The 19,296-nt window shown below is 67.2% G+C and carries 18 protein-coding genes, 1 tRNA gene and 1 other RNA gene; 9 read left to right on the top strand and 11 right to left on the bottom strand.

The annotated features are described in order from the left end of the window. The first annotated feature begins 4 nt into the window (after positions 1-4). Positions 5-577 (top strand): peptide deformylase, encoded by a 573-nt coding sequence (gene def, locus E8P82_RS05890; RefSeq protein WP_136453576.1) that lies wholly within the window; start codon positions 5-7, stop codon positions 575-577. A 27-nt stretch (positions 578-604) separates the two neighbouring features. Here def and E8P82_RS05885 read toward each other — a convergent pair whose 3' ends face one another. Together E8P82_RS05885 and rnpB are read right to left on the bottom strand one after the other, a co-directional pair. Next, on the bottom strand, positions 605-1,894 hold the full coding sequence (locus tag E8P82_RS05885; protein ID WP_136453575.1) for an MFS transporter: 1,290 nt from the start codon (positions 1,892-1,894) through the stop codon (positions 605-607). A gap of 354 nt (positions 1,895-2,248) precedes the next feature. Continuing rightward, positions 2,249-2,648: RNase P RNA component class A (gene rnpB, locus E8P82_RS05880), an RNA gene on the bottom strand. A 96-nt stretch (positions 2,649-2,744) separates the two neighbouring features. Between rnpB and E8P82_RS05875 the strand changes: the two genes are divergently transcribed. After that, a complete protein-coding gene (locus E8P82_RS05875; RefSeq protein WP_136453574.1) occupies positions 2,745-3,506 on the top strand; it encodes a YaaA family protein in 762 nt (253 codons plus the stop codon). Positions 3,507-3,569: 63 nt separating this feature from the next. On the opposite strand, the gene E8P82_RS05870 is transcribed toward E8P82_RS05875, so the two are convergent. The 3 genes from E8P82_RS05870 to E8P82_RS05860 form a co-directional block, all read right to left on the bottom strand. After that, entirely contained in the window at positions 3,570-4,565 is a 996-nt protein-coding gene (locus E8P82_RS05870; protein WP_246021004.1) for a reverse transcriptase-like protein, read from the bottom strand. A 2-nt stretch (positions 4,566-4,567) separates the two neighbouring features. Further along, positions 4,568-5,311, bottom strand: coding sequence for a zinc ribbon domain-containing protein (locus tag E8P82_RS05865; protein WP_136453573.1), 744 nt, complete (start codon positions 5,309-5,311; stop codon positions 4,568-4,570). Positions 5,312-5,428: 117 nt separating this feature from the next. Further along, positions 5,429-6,391 (bottom strand): Nif3-like dinuclear metal center hexameric protein, encoded by a 963-nt coding sequence (locus tag E8P82_RS05860; RefSeq protein WP_136453572.1) that lies wholly within the window; start codon positions 6,389-6,391, stop codon positions 5,429-5,431. 104 nt (positions 6,392-6,495) lie between these two features. On the opposite strand from E8P82_RS05860, the gene msrA reads away from it, so the two are divergent. The 3 genes from msrA (at position 6,496) to epsC (ending at position 8,702) form a co-directional block, all read left to right on the top strand. Next, on the top strand, positions 6,496-7,020 hold the full coding sequence (gene msrA, locus E8P82_RS05855) for a peptide-methionine (S)-S-oxide reductase MsrA (RefSeq protein WP_136453571.1): 525 nt from the start codon (positions 6,496-6,498) through the stop codon (positions 7,018-7,020). Between the two features lie 94 nt (positions 7,021-7,114). Further along, positions 7,115-8,050 (top strand): cysteine synthase A, encoded by a 936-nt coding sequence (gene cysK, locus E8P82_RS05850; RefSeq protein ID WP_136453570.1) that lies wholly within the window; start codon positions 7,115-7,117, stop codon positions 8,048-8,050. 64 nt (positions 8,051-8,114) lie between these two features. Then, positions 8,115-8,702 carry a serine O-acetyltransferase EpsC gene (gene epsC / locus E8P82_RS05845; RefSeq protein WP_136453569.1) on the top strand — a complete coding sequence of 196 codons (588 nt, stop codon included), beginning with the start codon at positions 8,115-8,117 and terminating at the stop codon, positions 8,700-8,702. Between the two features lie 89 nt (positions 8,703-8,791). On the opposite strand, the gene gndA is transcribed toward epsC, so the two are convergent. Continuing rightward, positions 8,792-10,228, bottom strand: a complete 1,437-nt coding sequence (gndA, locus tag E8P82_RS05840) for an NADP-dependent phosphogluconate dehydrogenase (protein ID WP_136453568.1) — start codon at positions 10,226-10,228, stop codon at positions 8,792-8,794. Positions 10,229-10,388: 160 nt separating this feature from the next. Here gndA and rlmN point away from each other — a divergent pair, with 160 nt between their 5' ends. Both rlmN and E8P82_RS05830 read left to right on the top strand, forming a co-directional pair. After that, entirely contained in the window at positions 10,389-11,609 is a 1,221-nt protein-coding gene (rlmN, locus tag E8P82_RS05835; protein ID WP_136453567.1) for a dual-specificity RNA methyltransferase RlmN, read from the top strand. A gap of 106 nt (positions 11,610-11,715) precedes the next feature. Next, positions 11,716-11,791: transfer RNA gene (locus E8P82_RS05830), tRNA-Val, on the top strand. A gap of 20 nt (positions 11,792-11,811) precedes the next feature. On the opposite strand, the gene E8P82_RS05825 is transcribed toward E8P82_RS05830, so the two are convergent. The 5 genes from E8P82_RS05825 to E8P82_RS05805 all read right to left on the bottom strand — a co-directional run bounded on the left by E8P82_RS05825 (position 11,812) and on the right by E8P82_RS05805 (position 14,702). Further along, positions 11,812-12,027: a hypothetical protein gene (locus E8P82_RS05825; protein ID WP_136453566.1), complete on the bottom strand. Its 216-nt coding sequence runs from the start codon at positions 12,025-12,027 to the stop codon at positions 11,812-11,814. Positions 12,028-12,069: 42 nt separating this feature from the next. Continuing rightward, positions 12,070-12,714: a hypothetical protein gene (locus E8P82_RS05820; protein ID WP_136453565.1), complete on the bottom strand. Its 645-nt coding sequence runs from the start codon at positions 12,712-12,714 to the stop codon at positions 12,070-12,072. A gap of 117 nt (positions 12,715-12,831) precedes the next feature. Further along, positions 12,832-13,815 (bottom strand): NAD-dependent protein deacetylase, encoded by a 984-nt coding sequence (locus E8P82_RS05815; protein WP_136453743.1) that lies wholly within the window; start codon positions 13,813-13,815, stop codon positions 12,832-12,834. A 2-nt stretch (positions 13,816-13,817) separates the two neighbouring features. Beyond that, a complete protein-coding gene (locus tag E8P82_RS05810) occupies positions 13,818-14,282 on the bottom strand; it encodes a redoxin domain-containing protein (RefSeq protein ID WP_136453564.1) in 465 nt (154 codons plus the stop codon). Between the two features lie 3 nt (positions 14,283-14,285). Then, positions 14,286-14,702 (bottom strand): DUF3052 domain-containing protein, encoded by a 417-nt coding sequence (locus E8P82_RS05805; protein WP_136453563.1) that lies wholly within the window; start codon positions 14,700-14,702, stop codon positions 14,286-14,288. Between the two features lie 349 nt (positions 14,703-15,051). On the opposite strand from E8P82_RS05805, the gene aceE reads away from it, so the two are divergent. Both aceE and E8P82_RS05795 read left to right on the top strand, forming a co-directional pair. Then, positions 15,052-17,805, top strand: coding sequence for a pyruvate dehydrogenase (acetyl-transferring), homodimeric type (gene aceE, locus E8P82_RS05800; protein ID WP_136453562.1), 2,754 nt, complete (start codon positions 15,052-15,054; stop codon positions 17,803-17,805). 126 nt (positions 17,806-17,931) lie between these two features. Next, positions 17,932-19,263, top strand: a complete 1,332-nt coding sequence (locus tag E8P82_RS05795; RefSeq protein WP_136453561.1) for a PucR family transcriptional regulator — start codon at positions 17,932-17,934, stop codon at positions 19,261-19,263. Positions 19,264-19,296: the final 33 nt, after the last annotated feature.

The raw sequence follows: 19,296 nt of genomic DNA, 5'->3' as shown, positions 1-19,296 counted from the left end.
CTCCGTGGCAGTACATCCCATCACCATCGCCGGAGAACCCGTCCTCCACCGGCGTGCCCGGACCGTGGAGAGCTTCGACGCCGGGCTGCGCACGCTCGTCGAGGACATGTTCGAGACGATGGACGCGGCGAACGGCGTGGGGCTCGCCGCGCCGCAGATCGGCGTCGGACTGCGGGTCTTCGTATACGGGATGGAGAACGACGACGACGTCCCGGCGCGCGGCGTCCTGGTGAACCCGACGATCGTGACCTCCAAGATCCCGGGCTCGGAGCCCGATCCCGACGACGAGTCGGAGGGGTGCCTCTCCGTCCCCGGTGAGTCGTTCCCGCTCACACGTGCGTCGTGGGCCCGCGTGTCAGGCTTCGACGGCGACGGCGCTCCGCTGGAGTTCGAAGCCACCGACTGGTTCGCGCGGTGCATGCAGCACGAGTACGACCACCTCGACGGCAAGCTCTTCGTCGACCGGCTCACCAGCCGTTACCAGCGCAAGGCACGCAGGACCATCCGGAACAACGGGTGGGGCGTGCCCGGACTCACGTGGCTGCCCGGTGTCGATCCCGACCCGTTCGGCCACTGACCGGGCGCATGTCCTCACCGCGGGCCCTCACCCCTGGGAGGGCGTCGCGTCCAGCCCGGCAGGAGCGGGCGCCTCGACGAGATCCTCGAGCCGCCTGATGCCCCGCAACGAACCCAGCAATGCCACCAGCGGTGCCGAGCAGGCGATGACGACCCCGACCAGAATGGCTTCACGGATACCGATCACCTCGGCGAGGACACCCGCCACGAAGCTCGCCAGTGCGAGCATTCCCCAGCTCACCATCCTGGACGCCGCACCGAGCCGCCCCATCATGCCGGGGGGACACACACGCTGGCGGAAGCTCGACCCGACCACGATGTTCCAGGCGACGCTCGAGCCCATGACGAACATGCCCAGTACGCCCCAGAGCATGCCCCAGCCCGGTGTGAGGATCAGCAGCGAGGCATAGCCGAGGACTCCCGGCACCATCGACCAGCGCCACAGCGGCCCGGATCCGAATCTCTCGCCCATCGCGTGGGCGCTGATCCCTCCGACCGCGCCGCCCACGGATGCCGCTGCCAGAAGCAGACCCAGCCAGATCTCCGACTCCTGAAGGGTCCGAAGGACCAGCAGCACCAGCAGTGACGCCGCGATGTTGCCTCCGAGATTCCAGAGAGCGGCATTGAAGAGAAGGGCTCGCAGGGGTGCGGTACTGAACGTGTAGCGCAGTCCGTCGATCATCTCCCGCCAGATGTGATGCCCACTGGGCGGCTGAAGGACCTCCTTCACCTGCAGTCGGTGGATGGCGACCAGGGAGACGATCGACGTCACCACCTGCACGACGAGTGTGTTGGACGCCCCGGCGAGACCCGTCAGCCATCCTGCCGCGGATCGTCCTCCGGCATCCACCGCGGCTCCGGCTCCGGTGATGAGCCCGTTGCCCTCCATCAGCTCGTCCGGGGTCACCGCCTGCTGCACGAGTGCCGCGTCCGCCAGCTGGAAGAAGGCCGAGGCGACACCGGCAGCGAAAGCCGCCGCGAAGAGCAGGGGTGTGGTGAGGAACCCCAGCCAGTACCCCAGGGGAAGCAGCGAGAGGACGATCACGCGTGCGGTGAGGGCTGTCAGCATCACGGGCTTGCGCGGTAGCCGGTCCACCCAGACACCGATGAACAGACCGAACAGCAGCCACGGCAGGAACGTCATGCCTGCGAGCGCGGCTACGGCGAAATTACTGGCGTCGAGCTCGACGGCGGCGATGACCGGAAGCGCCACCGCAGCGATGGCGTTGCCGAGCACACCCGAGGTACTGGAGACCAGCAATGCCCGGAAGTTCGCGTTGCGCACGAACAGACTTTTTTTGATGCCCCCAGCAACCATCGAATCACTCTAACCGCGTCAGGAATGGCTGCCTGACCGGATGGGCGCGGTCCACGCAGGAAAGTGCGCAGCTCTTGACGATCGGTGACCCTCCGGTGATACTGCTGGATCGACTCATGCGGTCACCCCTTCGATAGGTCTTCTGCTGATCGCCGTCGTGGTGAACGGGCCGGCCCCAGGTCCCCAGCAGCAGGCCGGCCCGTTCGTACCGTCGCGCCGAGCGTGTGAGACCCGCGGCGGTACCCACAGCGTAGGCACCCCTACGATGCCGGGGAGGGCACGACGCGCCGGGACTTCGCACGGTGAGCACGGTGTGCCGTCGTCGGGCGGTGACTGGGCCGTGGCACAGGCAGTGGGATGGGCCGACCGATACGCCGGGTTCTGTCATCGCACGACGTCGCCGTCGTGCGAGTGGCGGCCATCCATCTACGGTCGCCGTTACCGACGACCTCCAGCGGCCTACCCGTGCACTCGGGCGGGCAGCCCTCGATCGCGCACTGTCTGGCCTTGCTCCGGGTGGGGTTTACCGAGCCGCACCGGTCACCCGGTGCGCTGGTGGTCTCTTACACCACCGTTTCACCCTTACTCCCCGCTCGGGCTCGAAGCCCTTGCGGACAGCGGTCTGTTCTCTGTGGCACTGGCCTGCGGGTTACCCCGAGTGGGCGTTACCCACCACCCTGCCCTGTGGAGCCCGGACGTTCCTCGGTGGACCGGATGCCTCGGCACCGTCCAACGCGGCCGCCTGGTCGACCCATCCAGTGACCATCCTAGATGTTCCGACCGAAGAGGTGACCACGCCACCCCGCTCGTCCGGGACGGGACGCCGTCGTGCAGTGGGTAGGGTTGATCGGTGCTGATCCTGCTTCCACCCTCCGAGGGCAAGTCCTCCGCGCGAAGGGGAACCCCGTTCCGCTGGGACGAGCTCCTGTTCCCCGAACTGAACGAGGCGCGCAGGGCAGTGCTCGCCGGCCTGCAGAAGGCCAGCGACGCCCCTGACGCCCACGCCGTCCTCGGCGTCGGGGCATCGCTGGCCGGAGACATCCGGCGGAATCTCCTGCTCGGGACAGCACCCGCATCCGGCGCCCACAGCATCTACTCCGGAGTGCTGTACGAGGCGCTCGGCTACGCAACTCTGACGCCGGCCCAGAAACGGAAGGCCCGGAGCCAGTGCATCGTGGTCTCGGGACTGTGGGGGGCAATCGGCCTCGGTGATCGCATTCCCGCGTACCGGCTGTCGATGGCGGTGGACCTGCCGGGCATCGGACGCCTGACGACCTTCTGGAAGCAGCAGCTGGCCGCCCCGCTCACCCGACATGCGGGCCATGACCTCGTGGTCGACTGCCGCTCCAGCACCTACGCAGCGGCCTGGACTCCTCCTCCGCAGAACAGCGCCGCGGTGAACGTCTTCGCACTGCGCGGCGGCCGGCGCACCGTGGTCTCGCACTTCGCCAAGCACACCCGGGGCGAGCTGGCACGCCATCTGCTGACCCGCCGCGGAGCACCGCCGGCCACCCCGGCTGCACTGCTGGCCGCGACACAGGAGAAATGGACTGCGGACCTGACGCCGGCGACAGCACGGAAACCGGCGCAACTGAACATCCTGGTCGAGTGAGCATCGTGCTCCACCGACCACCGTGCCCGACCGCGCTCGCCAGGAGCCCGCAGGACCGGATGCTCAGTCCGCGACCAGCTCCACCTCGAAGCCCTCGGCATTCTCCAGGTACGCGGCGTAGTGCCCCGCGCCGCCGGCGAAAGGATGCCGGTCGGCGAACAGGAGCGTCCAGCCGTGACTGGATGCCCGACGCGCCAGCAGATCGACGTCGGCGCGCGAGCCGGCCCTGAACGCGAGGTGGTTCACCCCGGGACGACGGCGTTCGTGGCCTCCCGGTGCGAGATCGGGCCCACTCTCGAGCACCAGGTAGAACGTGTCGGACCCGTAGCTCGCTCCGCCGCCCCAGGCGTTCCGCTGCGGGAACCCGAGACGTTCGAGCAGCCAGCCGAGGCTCGCCTGCGCTCCGGGCAGATCCGCCGTCCACACCTCCACGTGATGCAGGCTTCCGGTCGGTCGCTGCCCCTGCTCGGCTGCCGGCGCCGCACCCGTCACCGAGGTCGTACCCGGTGCGGCGGTCCCTCCGGTCGCGGCCGACTCCGGGTCGCGCCTCCGGTCCGCCGCGCTCGCGTTCCGGGGCGCCCAGTCGACGCCGGCCATACCGGCATCCATCGCCTCGTTGGACAGGCGATCGGCGTCCTTGTTGCGCTCGCGCGGGATCCACTCGTAGCGCACCCGCCTAGGTGCCAGCACCTTCCGTGCCTTCTCCGCCAGGACCCGCATGTCCGCATGCTTGATCTTCCACCGACCGGACATCTGCTCGACCACGAGCTTGGAGTCCATCTTCACGTGAACGCTCGCGCGCGGATCGATCTCGCGAGCCAGCTCCAGCCCGGCGACCAGGCCCGTGTACTCGGCGACGTTGTTCGAGGCCTTGCCGATGTACGCTGCTTTCTCCACCAGGATCCGCCCCGTCTCGGGGTCCCGCACGAGCGCGCCGTAGCCGGCATGACCCGGATTGCCACGGGAGCCTCCATCGGCCTCGACGATCAGGCGCCTGCCCGTCCCGGCGCTCCCGTCGTCGTCCGTGCCAGCGGTGTCGAACAGCTGCCTCTCATCCACGGTCACTGGCTCCCCCAGTCGGCGGAGCGGACGAGGATGACCCCGGAGTCGGGACAGATCACGACGTCGTCGGGCGCGGCACCCGAGATGTCGCGGAGGTCTCCGGGGCTCAGCTGCATGCCCGAGCCCTCCGACTTGCCGTGGAAGAGCCGTGCGGCGCCGACGCCGCGCCGGGCGAGAATGCGCTCGTAGGTGCTCAGCAGGCCGGCGTCGAAGGTTCCCGCGAGTTCCTCGCGCTGCGCCTGGACCTGCGCCCGCTGCTCCTCGATCCCGGCGAGTTCGGTGTCACGGGTCTGCTCGAGGTCGCGGAGTTCGGCGCGGACGCTGTTCGTCCGCTCCTGGATCGCGGCCCGGGCCGCACGTGCCGTCTCGACGCGCTCCATGACGTCCAGTTCCACGTCCTCGAGATCGGACCGTCGCCTGGACAGCGAGGCCACCTCGTGCTGCAGCGCCGTGAGGTCCTTCGAGGTGCCGGTGCCGCTGTTCAGCCGCTTCTCGTCACGCTCCAGCCTGGTGACGACCGCCTGGACCTCGTCCTCCGCGCGGGTCAGCTCGCGTTCCAGATCACCGAGCTCGGTCTCGGCGCGCACGAGTTCGCCGTCGCCCTCCGCCACCCGCGCCGCAGCAGCCGCGAGGGCCGGATTGCTGCGGGCGGCAGCAGCCTGACGCAGCAGGAGATTGAGGGTCGAATCGAGGGCCTGCAGATCGAGCAGACGGAGTTGTTCCTCAGGTGCAGCCTTGGCCACGATAAACCTCCGGGATCGGAACGAATGGGGTACGGGGACAGGCGCCCGCACCGACGCCGGTTCCAGCCTAGGCGTTGTTCCCACTGACGTTCAGCCCGACGTCAGTGCGCTCAGGCGTCAGCGGCCCGGGGTGAGCACGAAGTCCCAGGGATCGGTGTTGACCTCGCTGACCCGGATGTCGACGCCGAATCCCCGATCCGAGAGCAGGGCGCCCAGGCGTGCTGCAGCCGGTGTCAGCCAGAGCCATTCGCTGCCGAAATGGGACACGTCGATCAGATACGGGGTTCCGGGACCGGCCGCCTCCCTGGCCTCGGATGCCGGGTGGTGGCGCAGATCAGCCGTGACGAAGACGTCGGCCCCGCTCGAGCGGACCTGATCGAAGAGAGAGTCGCCTGCTCCCCCGCAGACGGCGACCCTGCGGATCAGCGCCTTCCGGTCCCCCGCCACGCGGACCCCTCCGGCCACGGCCGGAAGGATCGAGAAGACCGCCTCCGCGAAGTCCCCCAGAGCCTGTGGCGTTCCCAGCTCGCCCACGCGCCCGATCCCTTCCGCGGGCGATCCCCCATCAGCACGCATCAGCGGCTCGAGGTCGTGGAGACCGAGTGCCTCCGCGAGCACATCGGAGACGCCGCCCACGGCGCTGTCGCCGTTGGTGTGGACCGTGGCCAGGGCGCATCCGCCCTCGATGAGCCGGTGGATCACCTCACCCTTGAAACCGGACGCCGCAACGCCGGAGACGGGCTTCAGGAGCAGCGGGTGGTGCGAGAGGATCATCGACGCGCCCCACGCGAACGCCTCGTCGAGCACGGCTGTCGTCGGATCGACCGCGAACAGGATCTTCTCCACGCGGGTGCCCGGCCGTCCGGCGACGAGCCCCACGGCGTCCCACGGCTCGGCAAGACCCTGCGGCCACAGCTCCTCCACAGCAGCCATCACATCGGCCACCGTGGGAGCCGAGGCGGACGCGGCGGAGTCGGGCCCAGTTGGATCAGGTCCCGTCACGGCGTCCTTCTGCTCACCCGCCGACGCCGGCCCCTCGCTCGAGCCTGCTGCACCGGCGTCGTGCTGGTTCTGTTCCATGCCCCAGTCATACCCGCCGCTGCTGGTGGCGGCAATTCCGCCTTGTTCACCGCAGGCTGATCCCGGACGGGAATCATCGCGGCGAGCGGCGCATTGATAACAGCATGAAGACTTTCGTACTTGGAGGAGGCTGCTTCTGGTGCCTCGATGCTCTCTACCAGAAGACGCGCGGAGTGACCGAAGTGGTCTCGGGATACACCGGCGGACACACCAGGGCCCCGGACTACGACTCCGTGTGCTCCGGCATGACGGGCCACGCAGAGGTCGTCGCCGTGACGTTCGACGAGACCGTGATCCCCGAGGACGTCATCCTCGACCTGTATTTCGTCTCGCACGATCCCACCACGCTGAATCGGCAGGGGTACGACGTCGGCACGCAGTACCGCAGCGTCATGTACTACCAGGATGCGCAGCAGAAGGAACTGTTCGAGGACGCCATCCGCAGACACCAGTCGAACTGGAAGAACCCGATCGTCACGGAGATCGCCCGTCTCCCGGAGTTCCATGTCGCCGAGGAGACGCACCAGAACTTCTACGCCAAGCACCCCGAGCAGGGGTACTGCCAGGTGATCATCGACCCGAAACTGTCCAAGGCGCGCAAGCAGCACGCCCAGTGGCTGGCGGCGTAGTAGCAGTACCATCGGCTCGTGGGTGACTTCACCACCCACGAGCCGCACCACACCTTCCCCATCCATCCTCCGTTCCGGAACAGGCAGGCCCCGCATGGCAAAGATCTACGACGACGTGACCCAGCTGGTCGGACGTACGCCCCTCGTGCGACTCAACCGGTTGACCGAAGGCCTCGACGCGGAGGTCGCCGTGAAGCTCGAGTTCTACAATCCGGCCAACAGTGTCAAGGATCGGATCGGCGTGGCCATCATCGACGCGGCGGAGCAGGCGGGAGCACTGCAGCCGGGCGGCACGATCGTGGAGGGCACCTCGGGCAACACGGGTATCGCACTGGCCATGGTCGGCGCCGCGCGCGGGTACCGGGTCATTCTGACCATGCCGGAGACCATGTCGACCGAGCGTCGGGTCATGCTCCGGGCCTACGGCGCGGAGATCGTGCTGACACCCGGCTCGGAGGGCATGCGGGGCGCGGTCGAGCGAGCCAAGGAGATCGTCGCGACGACCGACAACGCGATCTGGGCAGAACAGTTCGCCAACGCCGCCAATCCTGCGATACACCGGTCCACCACGGCGGAAGAGGTCTGGGACGACACCGACGGCGAGGTGGACATCTTCGTGGCGGGCGTGGGGACCGGCGGAACGATCACCGGCGTCGGTCAGGTCCTCAAGGAGCGCAAGCCCGGTGTGCAGATCGTCGCGGTGGAGCCCGCCGATTCCCCCATCCTGAACGGCGGCGCCCCGGGACCGCACAAGATCCAGGGCCTGGGTGCCAACTTCGTCCCCGAGAACCTGGACCGCACGGCCTACGACGAGGTCCTGGACGCCACGGTGGAGGACTCGGTCCGGGTAGCACGGGCGCTGGGCACCCAGGAGGGCATTCTCGGTGGAATCTCCTCGGGAGCCATCGTCTGGGCGGCCCTGGAACTCGCGAAGCGCCCGGAGAACGCCGGCAAGCTCATCGTAGCCGTCGTCTGCGACTTCGGTGAGCGCTACATCTCCACGGTCCTCTTCGACGACATCCGCGGCTGACTCCCCGGGGAGACAGCCCGCGACGACGCCGACGATGCCGCTATTTCTGCTGAGAGGAGCCTCCGTGAGCTTCATGGAGCGACTGCGTGAGGATCTTGAGACCGCTCGCACCCATGATCCGGCCTCCCGTGGCCCGATCGAGACGACGACGGTGTACTCGGGACTCCACGCCATCTGGGTGCACCGCCTGACCCACAGGATGTGGCGGAACGAGAGGTTGCGCTTCCCGGCACGCGCGCTGTCCCAGCTCGCCAGGACCCTCACGGGGGTCGAGATCCACCCGGCGGCGACGATCGGGCGCAGGTTCTTCATTGATCACGGCATGGGGATCGTCATCGGCAGCACGGCCGAGATCGGCGACGACGTCATGCTGTATCAGGGGGTGACGCTCGGGGGCAGGTCGCTCGAGAAGGTCAAACGGCACCCGACCATCGGTGATCGCGTCACGATCGGTGCCGGCGCCAAGGTGCTCGGGCCCATCACCATCGGGTCCGGAAGCGCGATCGGCGCCAACGCCGTCGTCGTGAAGGACGCGCCGGCGGACTCGATCGTCACGGGCATCCCTGCCACGTTCCGGCACCGGGATGCCCGACGCGAGACACAGCCTGCGGTCGACCCCGCCGAGTACGTGGACCCGGCCATCTACATCTGAGCCGGTACATCTGAGCGGGTACATCTGAGCCGGCGGAGGAATGCCTTCCGGACCATCCTTGGTCCGGGGGCATTCGTCTGCATCAGCGATCAGTGGGTGTCGACCCCTTCGACCTCGGACCTGTCGGCACCCCACATCGTGTGGAACGTCCCCTCGGTGTCCACGCGGTTGTAGGTGTGCGCGCCGAAGAGATCGCGCAGGCCCTGGGTCAGGGCGGCGGGTAGCCGCTCGCGTCGCAGGCCGTCGTAGTACGCCAGGGAGGCCGAGAAGACCGGCACCGGGATGCCCAGCTGCACCGCGATCGACACCACTCTGCGCCACGCGGGCACGGCGCCGGCAATGGCCTCGGTGAAGGCCGGCGCGAGCAGAAGATTCGCCGGGCGGTCCTTGCCTGCATAGGCCTTCATGATGTCATCGAGCAGCTCGGCGCGAATGATGCACCCGGCCCGCCACAGCGAGGCGATCTCATCGAGCTTGAGCTCCCAGCCGTACTCGGCTGCCGCAGCGGTCAGCATGTCGATACCCTGCGCGTAACTGACCAGCTTCGAGGCGTAGAGGGCAAGGCGGACGTCCTCGACGAAGTTCTCGGGGAGTTCCACCGTCGCCTCGTGCCCGGCCAGTGACTCCTGTGCCAGGACGCGCTGGTCCTGCTGCGAGGACAGCGCGCGGGCGAAGACGGACTCGGCGATTCCCGACGTCGGACTCCCCAGTTCCAGGGCGGAGACGACCGTCCAGCGTCCCGTGCCCTTCTGGCCGGCTGAGTCGACGACGACGTCCACGAACGGCTTGCCCGTTCTGTCATCCGTGTGGCCCAGGACCTCTGCGGTGATCTCGATCAGGTACGAGGACAGGGTCCCGGCGTTCCAGTCGGAGAAGATCCTCGCCTGGTCCTGGGGCTCGATGCCGGCACCTGAGCGAAGCAGATCGAACGCCTCCCCGATGACCTGCATGTCGGCGTACTCGATGCCGTTGTGCACCATCTTCACGAAGTGTCCGGCGCCGTCCGTGCCGATCCAGCGGCAGCAGGGTTCGCCGTGGTACTTGGCGGAGATCTTCTCCAGCATCGGACCGACCCAGTCGTAGGACTCCCGGGAGCCCCCGGGCATGATCGACGGGCCGAGGAGCGCGCCCTCCTCGCCGCCCGAAACCCCCACACCCACGAAGTGCAGGTCCTGCCCGGCGAGGGTGGCCTCGCGACGCCGCGTGTGCTCGAAATGCGAATTACCGCCGTCGATCACGATGTCGCCGGGGTCGAGCAACGGTGTGAGCTGCTCGATCACGGAATCGACCGGCGCGCCGGCCTTGACCATGATCAGGATGCGGCGGGGCTTCTCGAGCGAGTCGACGAGCTCCTGGAGCGTCTCGGTCCTGACGAAATCGCCCTCGTCACCGTGCTCCTCCAGCAGGGCGTCCGTCTTCTCGATGGACCTGTTGTGCAGGGCCACGGTGTAGCCGTTGCGGGCCAGGTTGCGGGCGAGATTCGCCCCCATGACTGCCAGGCCTGTGACACCGATCTGTGCGCTCACTGTGTTCTCCGTCGTTTTCAGCTGGATGCATAGCGCTGCGTACGCCGGCGCTACCGCGCACGTCCGCGCGGACCATCCCGGTGATCTCACACTATTACCGTCCCGGGACCGCCGCCACACGCCGGCACGGGTGCTTCTGATACGTGAAACAATAAAGACGATGTCAGACGTTACCGTTACCCCCGTTGTCCCCGCTGCCGCCCGACCACAGGTCCGCCCTGAGGTGGAGGGTGCGCAGCCGATCGTCGCGAGCGACGGCCGTCCCCTGCTGCAGTTCAAGTCCCCCCGTGTCAGCCAGCCGCCCGTGCACCTCGCGGATCTCACCCTCGCCGAACGGCAGGAACGGCTGAAGGAACTGGGCCACCCGGGTTTCCGCGCCAAGCAGCTCTCCACGCACTATTTCTCGCACCACACCACCGACCCCGAGCTGATGAGCGATCTGCCGAAGGCCGGACGCGAGGATCTCGTGCGCGCGATGTTCCCGCCGCTGCTCACCGAGGTGAAGCGGCTGACCACGGACAACGGGGACACCGTCAAATTCCTGTGGCGGCTGTTCGACGGTGCGCTCGTGGAGTCCGTGCTCATGCGCTATCCGGGACGCGTCACCCTCTGCGTCTCCTCGCAGGCCGGGTGCGGGATGAACTGCCCCTTCTGCGCCACCGGACAGGCCGGGCTGACGCGTAACATGTCGAGCGCCGAGATCGTCGATCAGGTGGTCGCCGCGAATCGTGCGCTGGCCGAGAACGCACTCGGCGGCCTGCGGACGGACGGCGGACACGATGCGCCCCGCGTCACCAACATCGTGTTCATGGGTATGGGCGAGCCGCTGGCCAACTACAGGCGCGTGATGGGCGCCCTGCATCGCTTCGTCGACGAATCCCCGGCGGGACTCGGCATGTCGGCGCGCAACATCACGGTCTCGACCGTCGGCCTGGTGCCGGCCATCGACAAGCTCGCTGCCGAGTCGCTGCCGGTCACGTTCGCGCTGTCGCTCCACGCGCCCGACGACGAACTGCGCAACGAGCTCATTCCGGTCAATACGCGCTGGAAGGTCGACGAGGCGCTCGACGCGGCGTACGGCTACTACCGGACCACAGGGCGCCGCGTCAGCATCGAGTATGCGCTCATCAAGGACATGAACGACCACGCCTGGCGCGCCGACCTGCTGGCGAAGAAGCTGAACCAGCGTGGTCGGGGGTGGGTACACGTCAACCCGATTCCGCTGAACCCGACGCCGGGCTCCATCTGGACGGCATCGGAACCCTCCGTCTCGGCCGAGTTCATCGACCGGCTCCGCGCCGCCGGGATTCCGACGACGCTCCGCGACACCCGCGGCAAGGAGATCGACGGAGCGTGCGGGCAACTCGCTGCCGAGGAGTGATGCTCACGGGAAAGTGGCGAGGGGCGGAGCCGAGCCGGTATAGTCGGTCCTCGTGAGCCCGGCCGGAGACATCCGGCGGTGCTGACAGTGAGAAAGAAGTACGTAAGGGTCTTTAGCTCAGCTGGTAGAGCGCCACGTTTACACCGTGGATGTCATCGGTTCGATCCCGGTAGGACCCACCATCATCGGTCGGGCGAAGCCCTCACGGCTTCCGCACCATGGCAAGGATCCTCTGCACCAGGACGATCATCAGCAGGCCGGCGCCGACCAGGAACATCGCCGCCAGCCACCACGCAGGTCCGCCCTCCCCGGTCGCCGTACCGAGTCCCAGTCTCAGCGCCGCGACGCACAGCGCCATCAGTGAGGCGCCGACGACGAACATGACTGTTGTGCGGTTCCACCGCCGAGCACGTCGCATGGGTCAAGCATAGGCGGGAGGTGCCTGCCGGCGATTCCACGCCTACTCGGCCGGGCTCACTGCCACCGGCTCGCCGCCCACGAAGTCGATGACATAGGCCTGGCCCATGATCGTCACGGTGCACTGCATCGCACCACTCACCCGGCAGTCGTCGGTGTCGATCGGCGCCGTCGGCGCCGCGTCGATCGGCTGAAGCAGCTCCGGCAGCATCCCCGGCGGCGTCGGCTCATGGAACGGGACCGGGACCGGCAGCACCCCCGGCGCCGTCGGCGCCGCGTCGATCGGCTGAAGCAGCTCCGGCGGCATCCCCGGCGGCGTCGGCTCATGGAACGGGACCGGGACCGGAGGCAGGCAGGTATAGGGATCGGCCGGATCGGTCCACCAGTTTCCCTCGGCCGGGGTGGGACATCGGGGAAATGCAGGCGAAGGCAACCCGCTGGTCGGTAGATCCCCTCCCATGGCACTCCCGGCGGACGACGCCGGCACAGCGCCGGAGCCTTCGTCCCGGACGGCCACGGCGCCCGGCACCTCCTTCATCGTCAGCGCTCCTGCCCTCGGCAGGTCCTCCTCAGGTACGGGCCCCTGCTGGAGAGCCACCGGCACCACCGTGCTCCCTGCGCTCCCCTCGTCCTCCCCCATGTCGAGGAGGAGAGGTGCGAGCAGAGCCGTAGCCGCTCCCACACCCACGAACAGAGACCTTGTTGAATGACGCATTTTCCACCCCAGTCGAGAGACCCAGGAGATGAACGTACGACGGGAAGAACGGCTCGGGAACAGTAGCGGCTACCTGAATCAGGTGCTGGGCTACTCAGGTTCCTTCGGCACCGGTACGTGCCCGGTCGGCAGCGCGGGAAGCTGCTCCGCGAGGTAGGTCAGCGCCTCCGAGACGCCCACCTCGATCTTGAGGGAGGCGAAGTCGTCGCCGCGCGTCGGCCCGCGATTGATGATGACGACAGGTTTTCCCTGCTTGGCTGCGTGCCGGACGAACCGCAGGCCACTCATCACCGTCAGCGAGGAACCCGCGACCAGGAGGGCGCCGGCCGCGTCCACCATCGCGTACGCTGCCGCCACCCTGTCCTTGGGCACGTTCTCCCCGAAGTAGACGAAGTCCGGCTTCAGCATGCCACCGCACACCGGACACGGCGCCATCGAGAAGTCACCTGTGTCGTCGACGTCCGCATCGGCGTCCGGCGCTACATCACCGGCGTCGGACTCCCGCTCGAGGTAGCCGGGATTGAGTTCCTCGAGGATCTCGGCGACACGACTGCGCGGGAAGACCGACCCGCACTGCAGGCAGACCACGCGGTCGAAGGTGCCATGCAGATCGATGACGTTGAGACTCCCGGCGGAGGAATGGAGCTTGTCGACGTTCTGGGTGACCAGACCGGTGAGCAGACCGCGCTCCTCCATCAGCGCCACAGCCGCATGCCCGGCATTCGGGTCGGCACGGCGCAGGTGCCGCCAGCCCACATGATTGCGTGCCCAGTACCGACGCCGCAGTTCCTCATCCCCGACGAACTGTTGATAGGTCATCGGGTTACGTTTCACCGATTGGGGTCCGCGGTAGTCGGGTATCCCGGAATCCGTGCTCAGGCCGGCACCCGTCAGTACGGCGAGCGGCAGTCCACTGAGCAGGGAAACAGCCCGATCCAGGATGTCGCGTTCTTCGCGCAGAAGGGGAGCAAGGGTCGACATCGGCGTCGTGCTCACGAAGCCGGTAAGACCGAGCCGTGGATTGGACTCCGGCCCCGGCTGCGATGCGCGCCCGGTGATGTCACCGCCGGACATCGTCACAGGACGTCTTCCACCAGGCTCAGCGCGCGTGAGTATTCCGCGATGGGCCTTCCCTGTCCGTGCGCAGCGGTGATGACGGAGCGCACCGTGCCGTTCCCATCGAGTACATAACTGACGCGCTGCGCGTATCCGTTGGCCTCGTCGAACGCGTCGTAGGCCCGTGTCACAGATCCGTGCGGCCAGAAGTCGGCGAGCAGGTCGAAGGAGATGTCGTTCACGTCCGCGAAGGCCCGCAGCGTGTACTTGTGGTCGACGGCGATGGCCACCAGCGCCACGCCTGCCGCATCGAACATCTCCAGATTGTCGCGAAGCTCGCCGAGCTCATCGGTACAGATCCTGGAGAAGGCGAAGGGGAAGAAGACCACCACCGCACCGCCGGTGAGGGATGCGCTCTCGACGGTCTCGCCGAACTGGTTGGCCAGGGCGAACTCGGGTGACGCCACACCGACCTCCAGCGGCATGGCCTATTGCTTCCGGCTGACGAGTCGTGTGGCGGCCCAGTCGCCCGAGACACCTACCGATGACGTGGAGTGCAGACCCGCCGTGGGAGCGGCCTCCTGGATGTCCGCAGGGGCGACGTAGCCGGCACGACCCGTCTTGGGGGTGAAGAGCCACACCACACCGCCGGCATCGAGGGAGGTGAGGGAATCGACGAGCGCATCCACGAGGTCACCGTCGCCGCTGCGCCACCAGAGGATGACTCCGTCGACGACCTCCTGATCGTCCTCCGTGAGCAGTTCGCCGCCGATGCCCGCCTCGAGGAGTTCGCGGAAGTCGAAGTCGACGTCGTCGTCGTAGCCGAGTTCCTGAACGAGATCCCCGTTCTTGAAACCCAACTTGCCTGCCACATCAACCGCAGTGGCGGCTTCAGCCTCGCTCAATTAACTCCTCCTGAAAAGACGGACCGTCGAATGACGCGCCCTCGAGTTGGTGCTGCTTGCTACCAGCCAACACCTTTATACGTCAGGCATCAAGCCGGTATTCGGTTTCATCCGCTGCTGGATCGAGCGCTGCGGAGCGTCGCGGGGTGCGCACCGCGGGCGCGGACCCGTCGCGATCGGCAGTGATCCCCGGTCCCGCTACGCACGGGCAGGACGGCGGCGATAGAGTGATCATATGGCCGCTGAGCCGATGCCCGGCGGTTCCGCATGCATCGCCGTGCCTGCTTCGAAGGCCGGTACAGGTACAAAGCGACACGGGCGCTGGTCCGTGGAAGTGGAGAGATATCGCGTGGCTGCAGATCAAGGTACAGGGGACATTCTGAGCGGTCTGACCGCTGGCAAGGCTGATGGTGATCCGGAGGAGACGGCTGAGTGGGTGGAGTCGTTGGATGGGTTGATCCGTGTCCAGGGGACGGAGCGGGCGCAGTTCATCATGCGGTCCTTGTTGCAGCGTGCGGGTGCGCAGTCGGTGGGTGTGCCGATGGTCACGACGACGGATTATGTGAACACGATTCCGGTCGATCAGGAGCCGGTGTTCCCGGGGGATGAGGAGATCGAGCGGAAGTACCGGGCGTGGTTGCGGTGGAACGCGGCGGTGATGGTGCATCGGGCGCAGCGTCCGGAGATCGGTGTGGGCGGGCATATTTCCACGTATGCGGGGGCTGCGACGTTGTACGAGGTGGGGTACAACCATTTCTTCAAGGGCCGTGATCATCCCTCGGGTGGGGACCAGGTGTTCTTCCAGGGTCATGCCTCTCCGGGGATGTATGCGCGGGCCTTTTTGGAGGGCCGGTTGTCGGAGGAGGACCTGGATGGGTTCCGGCAGGAGAAGTCCAGGCAGGGTCATGGGTTGTCCTCGTACCCGCATCCGCGTCTGATGCCGGAGTTCTGGGAGTTCCCGACGGTGTCGATGGGTCTGGGTCCGATGAACGCGATCTATCAGGCGCAGTCGAACCGGTATGTGCATAATCGGGGGTTCAGGGACACTTCCGAGCAGCAGGTGTGGGCGTTCCTGGGTGATGGGGAGATGGACGAGCCGGAATCGCGGGGTCTGGTGCAGTTGGCGGCGAACGAGAATCTGGACAATCTGAATTTCGTGATCAACTGCAATCTGCAGCGCCTGGACGGGCCGGTACGTGGTAACGGGAAGATCATGCAGGAGTTGGAGGCGTTCTTCCGTGGTGCGGGCTGGAACGTGATCAAGGTCGTGTGGGGTAGGGAGTGGGATCCGCTGCTGGCCAGGGACGAGGACGGGGCGCTGGTGGAGATCATGAACCAGACCGTCGATGGCGACTACCAGACGTTCAAGGCCGAGTCCGGTGGGTTCGTGCGGGATCATTTCTTCGGTCGCTCCGCGCAGACCAAGGCGATGGTGGAGGACATGTCGGATGAGCAGATCTGGAATCTGAAGCGTGGCGGGCACGATTACCGCAAGGTGTACGCGGCGTACAAGGCGGCGACGGAGTTCAAGGGCAAGCCGACGGTGATCCTGGCCAAGACGGTTAAGGGGTACGGGCTGGGACCGCACTTCGAGGCCCGCAACGCGACGCATCAGATGAAGAAGCTCACGAACGAGGATCTGAAGGCGTTCCGGGATCATCTGCGGATCCCGGTCACCGATGAGCAGATCGACGAGGACCTGTACAACGCACCGTACTACCGTCCGGATGCGGACTCCCCCGAGATCGAGTACATGCTCGCCCGGCGGCGGGAGCTCGGCGGGTTCGTGCCCGAGCGGCGGACCGGGCACACCGATGTGGTGTTGCCTGCACCCAAGACGTACGAGATGGCCCGGAAGGGATCGGGCAAGCAGATGGCCGCGACGACGATGGCGTTCGTGCGGATCCTCAAGGACCTGACCCGGGACAAGGAGTTCGGGGAGCGGATCGTGCCGATCATCCCCGATGAGGCGCGCACGTTCGGTATCGACTCGTTCTTCCCGACCGCGAAGATCTACAACCCCCACGGCCAGAACTATCTGTCGGTGGACCGGGATCTGATCCTGGCTTACAAGGAATCCGTGCAGGGCCAGATCCTGCACGCGGGGATCAACGAGGCCGGATCCGTTGCCGCGTTCACCGCCGCCGGGACCGCGTATGCCACCCACGGCCAACCGCTGATCCCGATCTACGTGTTCTACTCGATGTTCGGATTCCAGCGCACCGGGGACTCCCTGTGGGCTGCCGGGGACCAGATGGCCCGCGGGTTCCTGATCGGGGCCACCGCGGGCAGGACCACGCTCACCGGTGAGGGTCTCCAGCACGCCGACGGACACTCGCCCCTGCTGGCCTCCACCAACCCGGCCGTCATCTCCTACGACCCGGCGTTCGGGTACGAGATCGGGCGGATCATGGAAGCCGGGCTCGAGCGCATGTACGGGGACATCGGCGACAGGCCCGAGTCCTACCGCAACGTGATGTACTACCTCACCGTGTACAACGAGCCGATCCTGCAACCGGCCGAACCCGAGGACCTCGACGTCCAGGGACTGCTCAAGGGCATCTACCGGCTCAAGCCGGCCACCGGCGAGGGACCTGCGGCCCAGCTGCTGGCCTCGGGCGTGGCCATGCCCTGGGCGATCGAAGCCCAGCAGATCCTCGCCGAGGACTGGGGGGTGGCCGCCGATGTGTGGTCCGTGACGTCCTGGAACGAACTGCGCCGCGACGGCCTGGCCGCCGAGGAACACGCGTTCCTGCACCCCGACGCCGAACCACGCACCCCGTTCGTCACACAGCAACTCGCCGAGGCCACCGGACCGGTCGTCGCTGTCACGGACTTCATGAAAGCCGTGCCCGACCAGATCCGCCAGTTCCTGCCCCACGACTTCGCGACCCTCGGAGCCGATGACTTCGGTTTCTCCGATACCCGCCAGGCCGCACGGCGCTACTTCAAGATCGACAGCCACTCCATCGTGGTCCGCACCCTGGAAATGCTCGCCAAGAACGGCGACATCGACACCGACGCACCACAACAGGCCATCGACAAATACAACCTCCACGACGTCAACGCCGGAACCACCGGCAACACCGGCGGAGACGCCTGAGCACGACGAACACAACACCTGAGCAGGAACGACGGCGGGAGCGGCTTCACAGCCGTTTCCCGCCGTCGTTCTTTGTAGCTTCTGCACAAATGGAGGTCCACAGGGCGCACGCCGTATGCTCGGAGGATGCCGCAACCCGAAGTCGACCCCGGCAGGGCCCGCAGTGGGGTCGGAGCGACGAATGCGGGGAGCACTCCTCCCGACCCGGCCACCGTCGAGAAGCTGCGGGCGACGATCGGCTCGCTGTCCACGGCTACCCTCAGGCAACTCGACGCCGATCTGCCCTGGTATCGCGGTCTGAGGCCCGACGAACGCTCCGCGCTGGGCCTGGTGGCGCAGAAGGGCATCGCCTCCTTCGTCAACTGGTACCAGAAGCCCGTCTCGCCGGCATGGGTGCTCAGTGACGTCTTCGGTACTGCTCCGACGGAACTGACCCGATCCATCAGCCTGCAGAAGGCGCTGCAGCTGATCCGCGTGGTCGTCCAGGTGGTCGAGGACCAGGTGCCCTTCCTCGCGCCCGCCCCTGATCAGGGACCTCTGCGGGAGGCTGTGCTGAGGTACTCTCGTGAGGTCGCCTTCGCTGCGGCCGATGTCTATGCCCGTGCCGCCGAGACCCGGGGATCGTGGGACACCCGGCTCGAGGCACTGGTCGTCGACGCCATCCTGCGCGGTGAGAGCTCGGACGCCCTGCGCTCCCGCATCGCGGCCGTGGGCTGGAAGTCACAGGCACGGATCACCGTCATGGTCGGCAGTACGCCGCGGGATCCGGACGCCGGTCTGCTGAACGAGCTCCGACGCATCACGGGGCGTCTGGCGGAGGACGTCCTCGTGGGCATCCAGGGTGAGCGGCTCATCCTGGTCCTGGGCGGAGTGCGGGAACCGGAGAAGGCCTACCCACGCATCAGTGAGCTCTTCGGCGCCGGCGCCGTCGTCTTCGGCCCGGAAGCCTCGTCGCTGGTGACGGCCAGCAGCTCGGCGCAGGCCGCCTTCGCCGGGCTCACGGCGGCCAGAGCGTGGCCGGACGCACCCCGCCCCGTCTCCTCGGAGGACCTGTGGCCCGAGCGCGTGATCTCGGGTGACGCAACGGCACGCGGTGCACTGGTCCGCAGCATCTACAGGCCCCTGCTGGCAGCATCGAACGGTCTGGAACAGACGCTGTCCTCCTATCTCGAGCTCGGTCACTCCCTCGAAGCCACCTCGAGATCGCTCTTCGTCCATGCCAATACCGTTCGGTACCGGTTGCGCCGGGTGAGCGATCTGACCGGCTGGGATCCTCTCGTCCCCCGCGAGGCCTATGTCCTGCAGACGGCGCTGGTCGTGGGGCGGCTCACCCCTGCCGAGGCAGGCGCCGACCCCGTCCGACACAGCGGATCGCCCGCGGCGAGCACTACCTCACCGCGGACGACTGCCGCCGCGAAGGCGAGGCCGTCGACTGCCGGACGTCCCGGCTCCTTGTAGACTTCCTACAAAGGGCCACAACCAGCTTGGTTC

The organism is Arthrobacter echini, assembly GCF_004803505.1.
GTDB classification, from domain to species: Bacteria; Actinomycetota; Actinomycetes; order Actinomycetales; family Micrococcaceae; genus Arthrobacter_D; species Arthrobacter_D echini.
This window is presented reverse-complemented; position numbering and strand designations above follow the sequence as displayed.

Excerpts from the sequence above, each read along its gene's own strand:
- E8P82_RS05885 (WP_136453575.1), bottom strand. The coding sequence starts at position 1,894 with ATGGTTGCTGGGGGCATCAAAAAAAGTCTGTTCGTGCGCAACGCGAAC.
- E8P82_RS05860 (WP_136453572.1), bottom strand. The coding sequence starts at position 6,391 with ATGGAACAGAACCAGCACGACGCCGGTGCAGCAGGCTCGAGCGAGGGG.
- msrA (WP_136453571.1), top strand. The coding sequence starts at position 6,496 with ATGAAGACTTTCGTACTTGGAGGAGGCTGCTTCTGGTGCCTCGATGCT.
- cysK (WP_136453570.1), top strand. The coding sequence starts at position 7,115 with ATGGCAAAGATCTACGACGACGTGACCCAGCTGGTCGGACGTACGCCC.
- rlmN (WP_136453567.1), top strand. The coding sequence starts at position 10,389 with ATGTCAGACGTTACCGTTACCCCCGTTGTCCCCGCTGCCGCCCGACCA.
- E8P82_RS05825 (WP_136453566.1), bottom strand. The coding sequence starts at position 12,027 with ATGCGACGTGCTCGGCGGTGGAACCGCACAACAGTCATGTTCGTCGTC.
- E8P82_RS05815 (WP_136453743.1), bottom strand. The coding sequence starts at position 13,815 with ATGTCCGGCGGTGACATCACCGGGCGCGCATCGCAGCCGGGGCCGGAG.
- E8P82_RS05810 (WP_136453564.1), bottom strand. The coding sequence starts at position 14,282 with ATGCCGCTGGAGGTCGGTGTGGCGTCACCCGAGTTCGCCCTGGCCAAC.
- E8P82_RS05795 (WP_136453561.1), top strand. The coding sequence starts at position 17,932 with ATGCCGCAACCCGAAGTCGACCCCGGCAGGGCCCGCAGTGGGGTCGGA.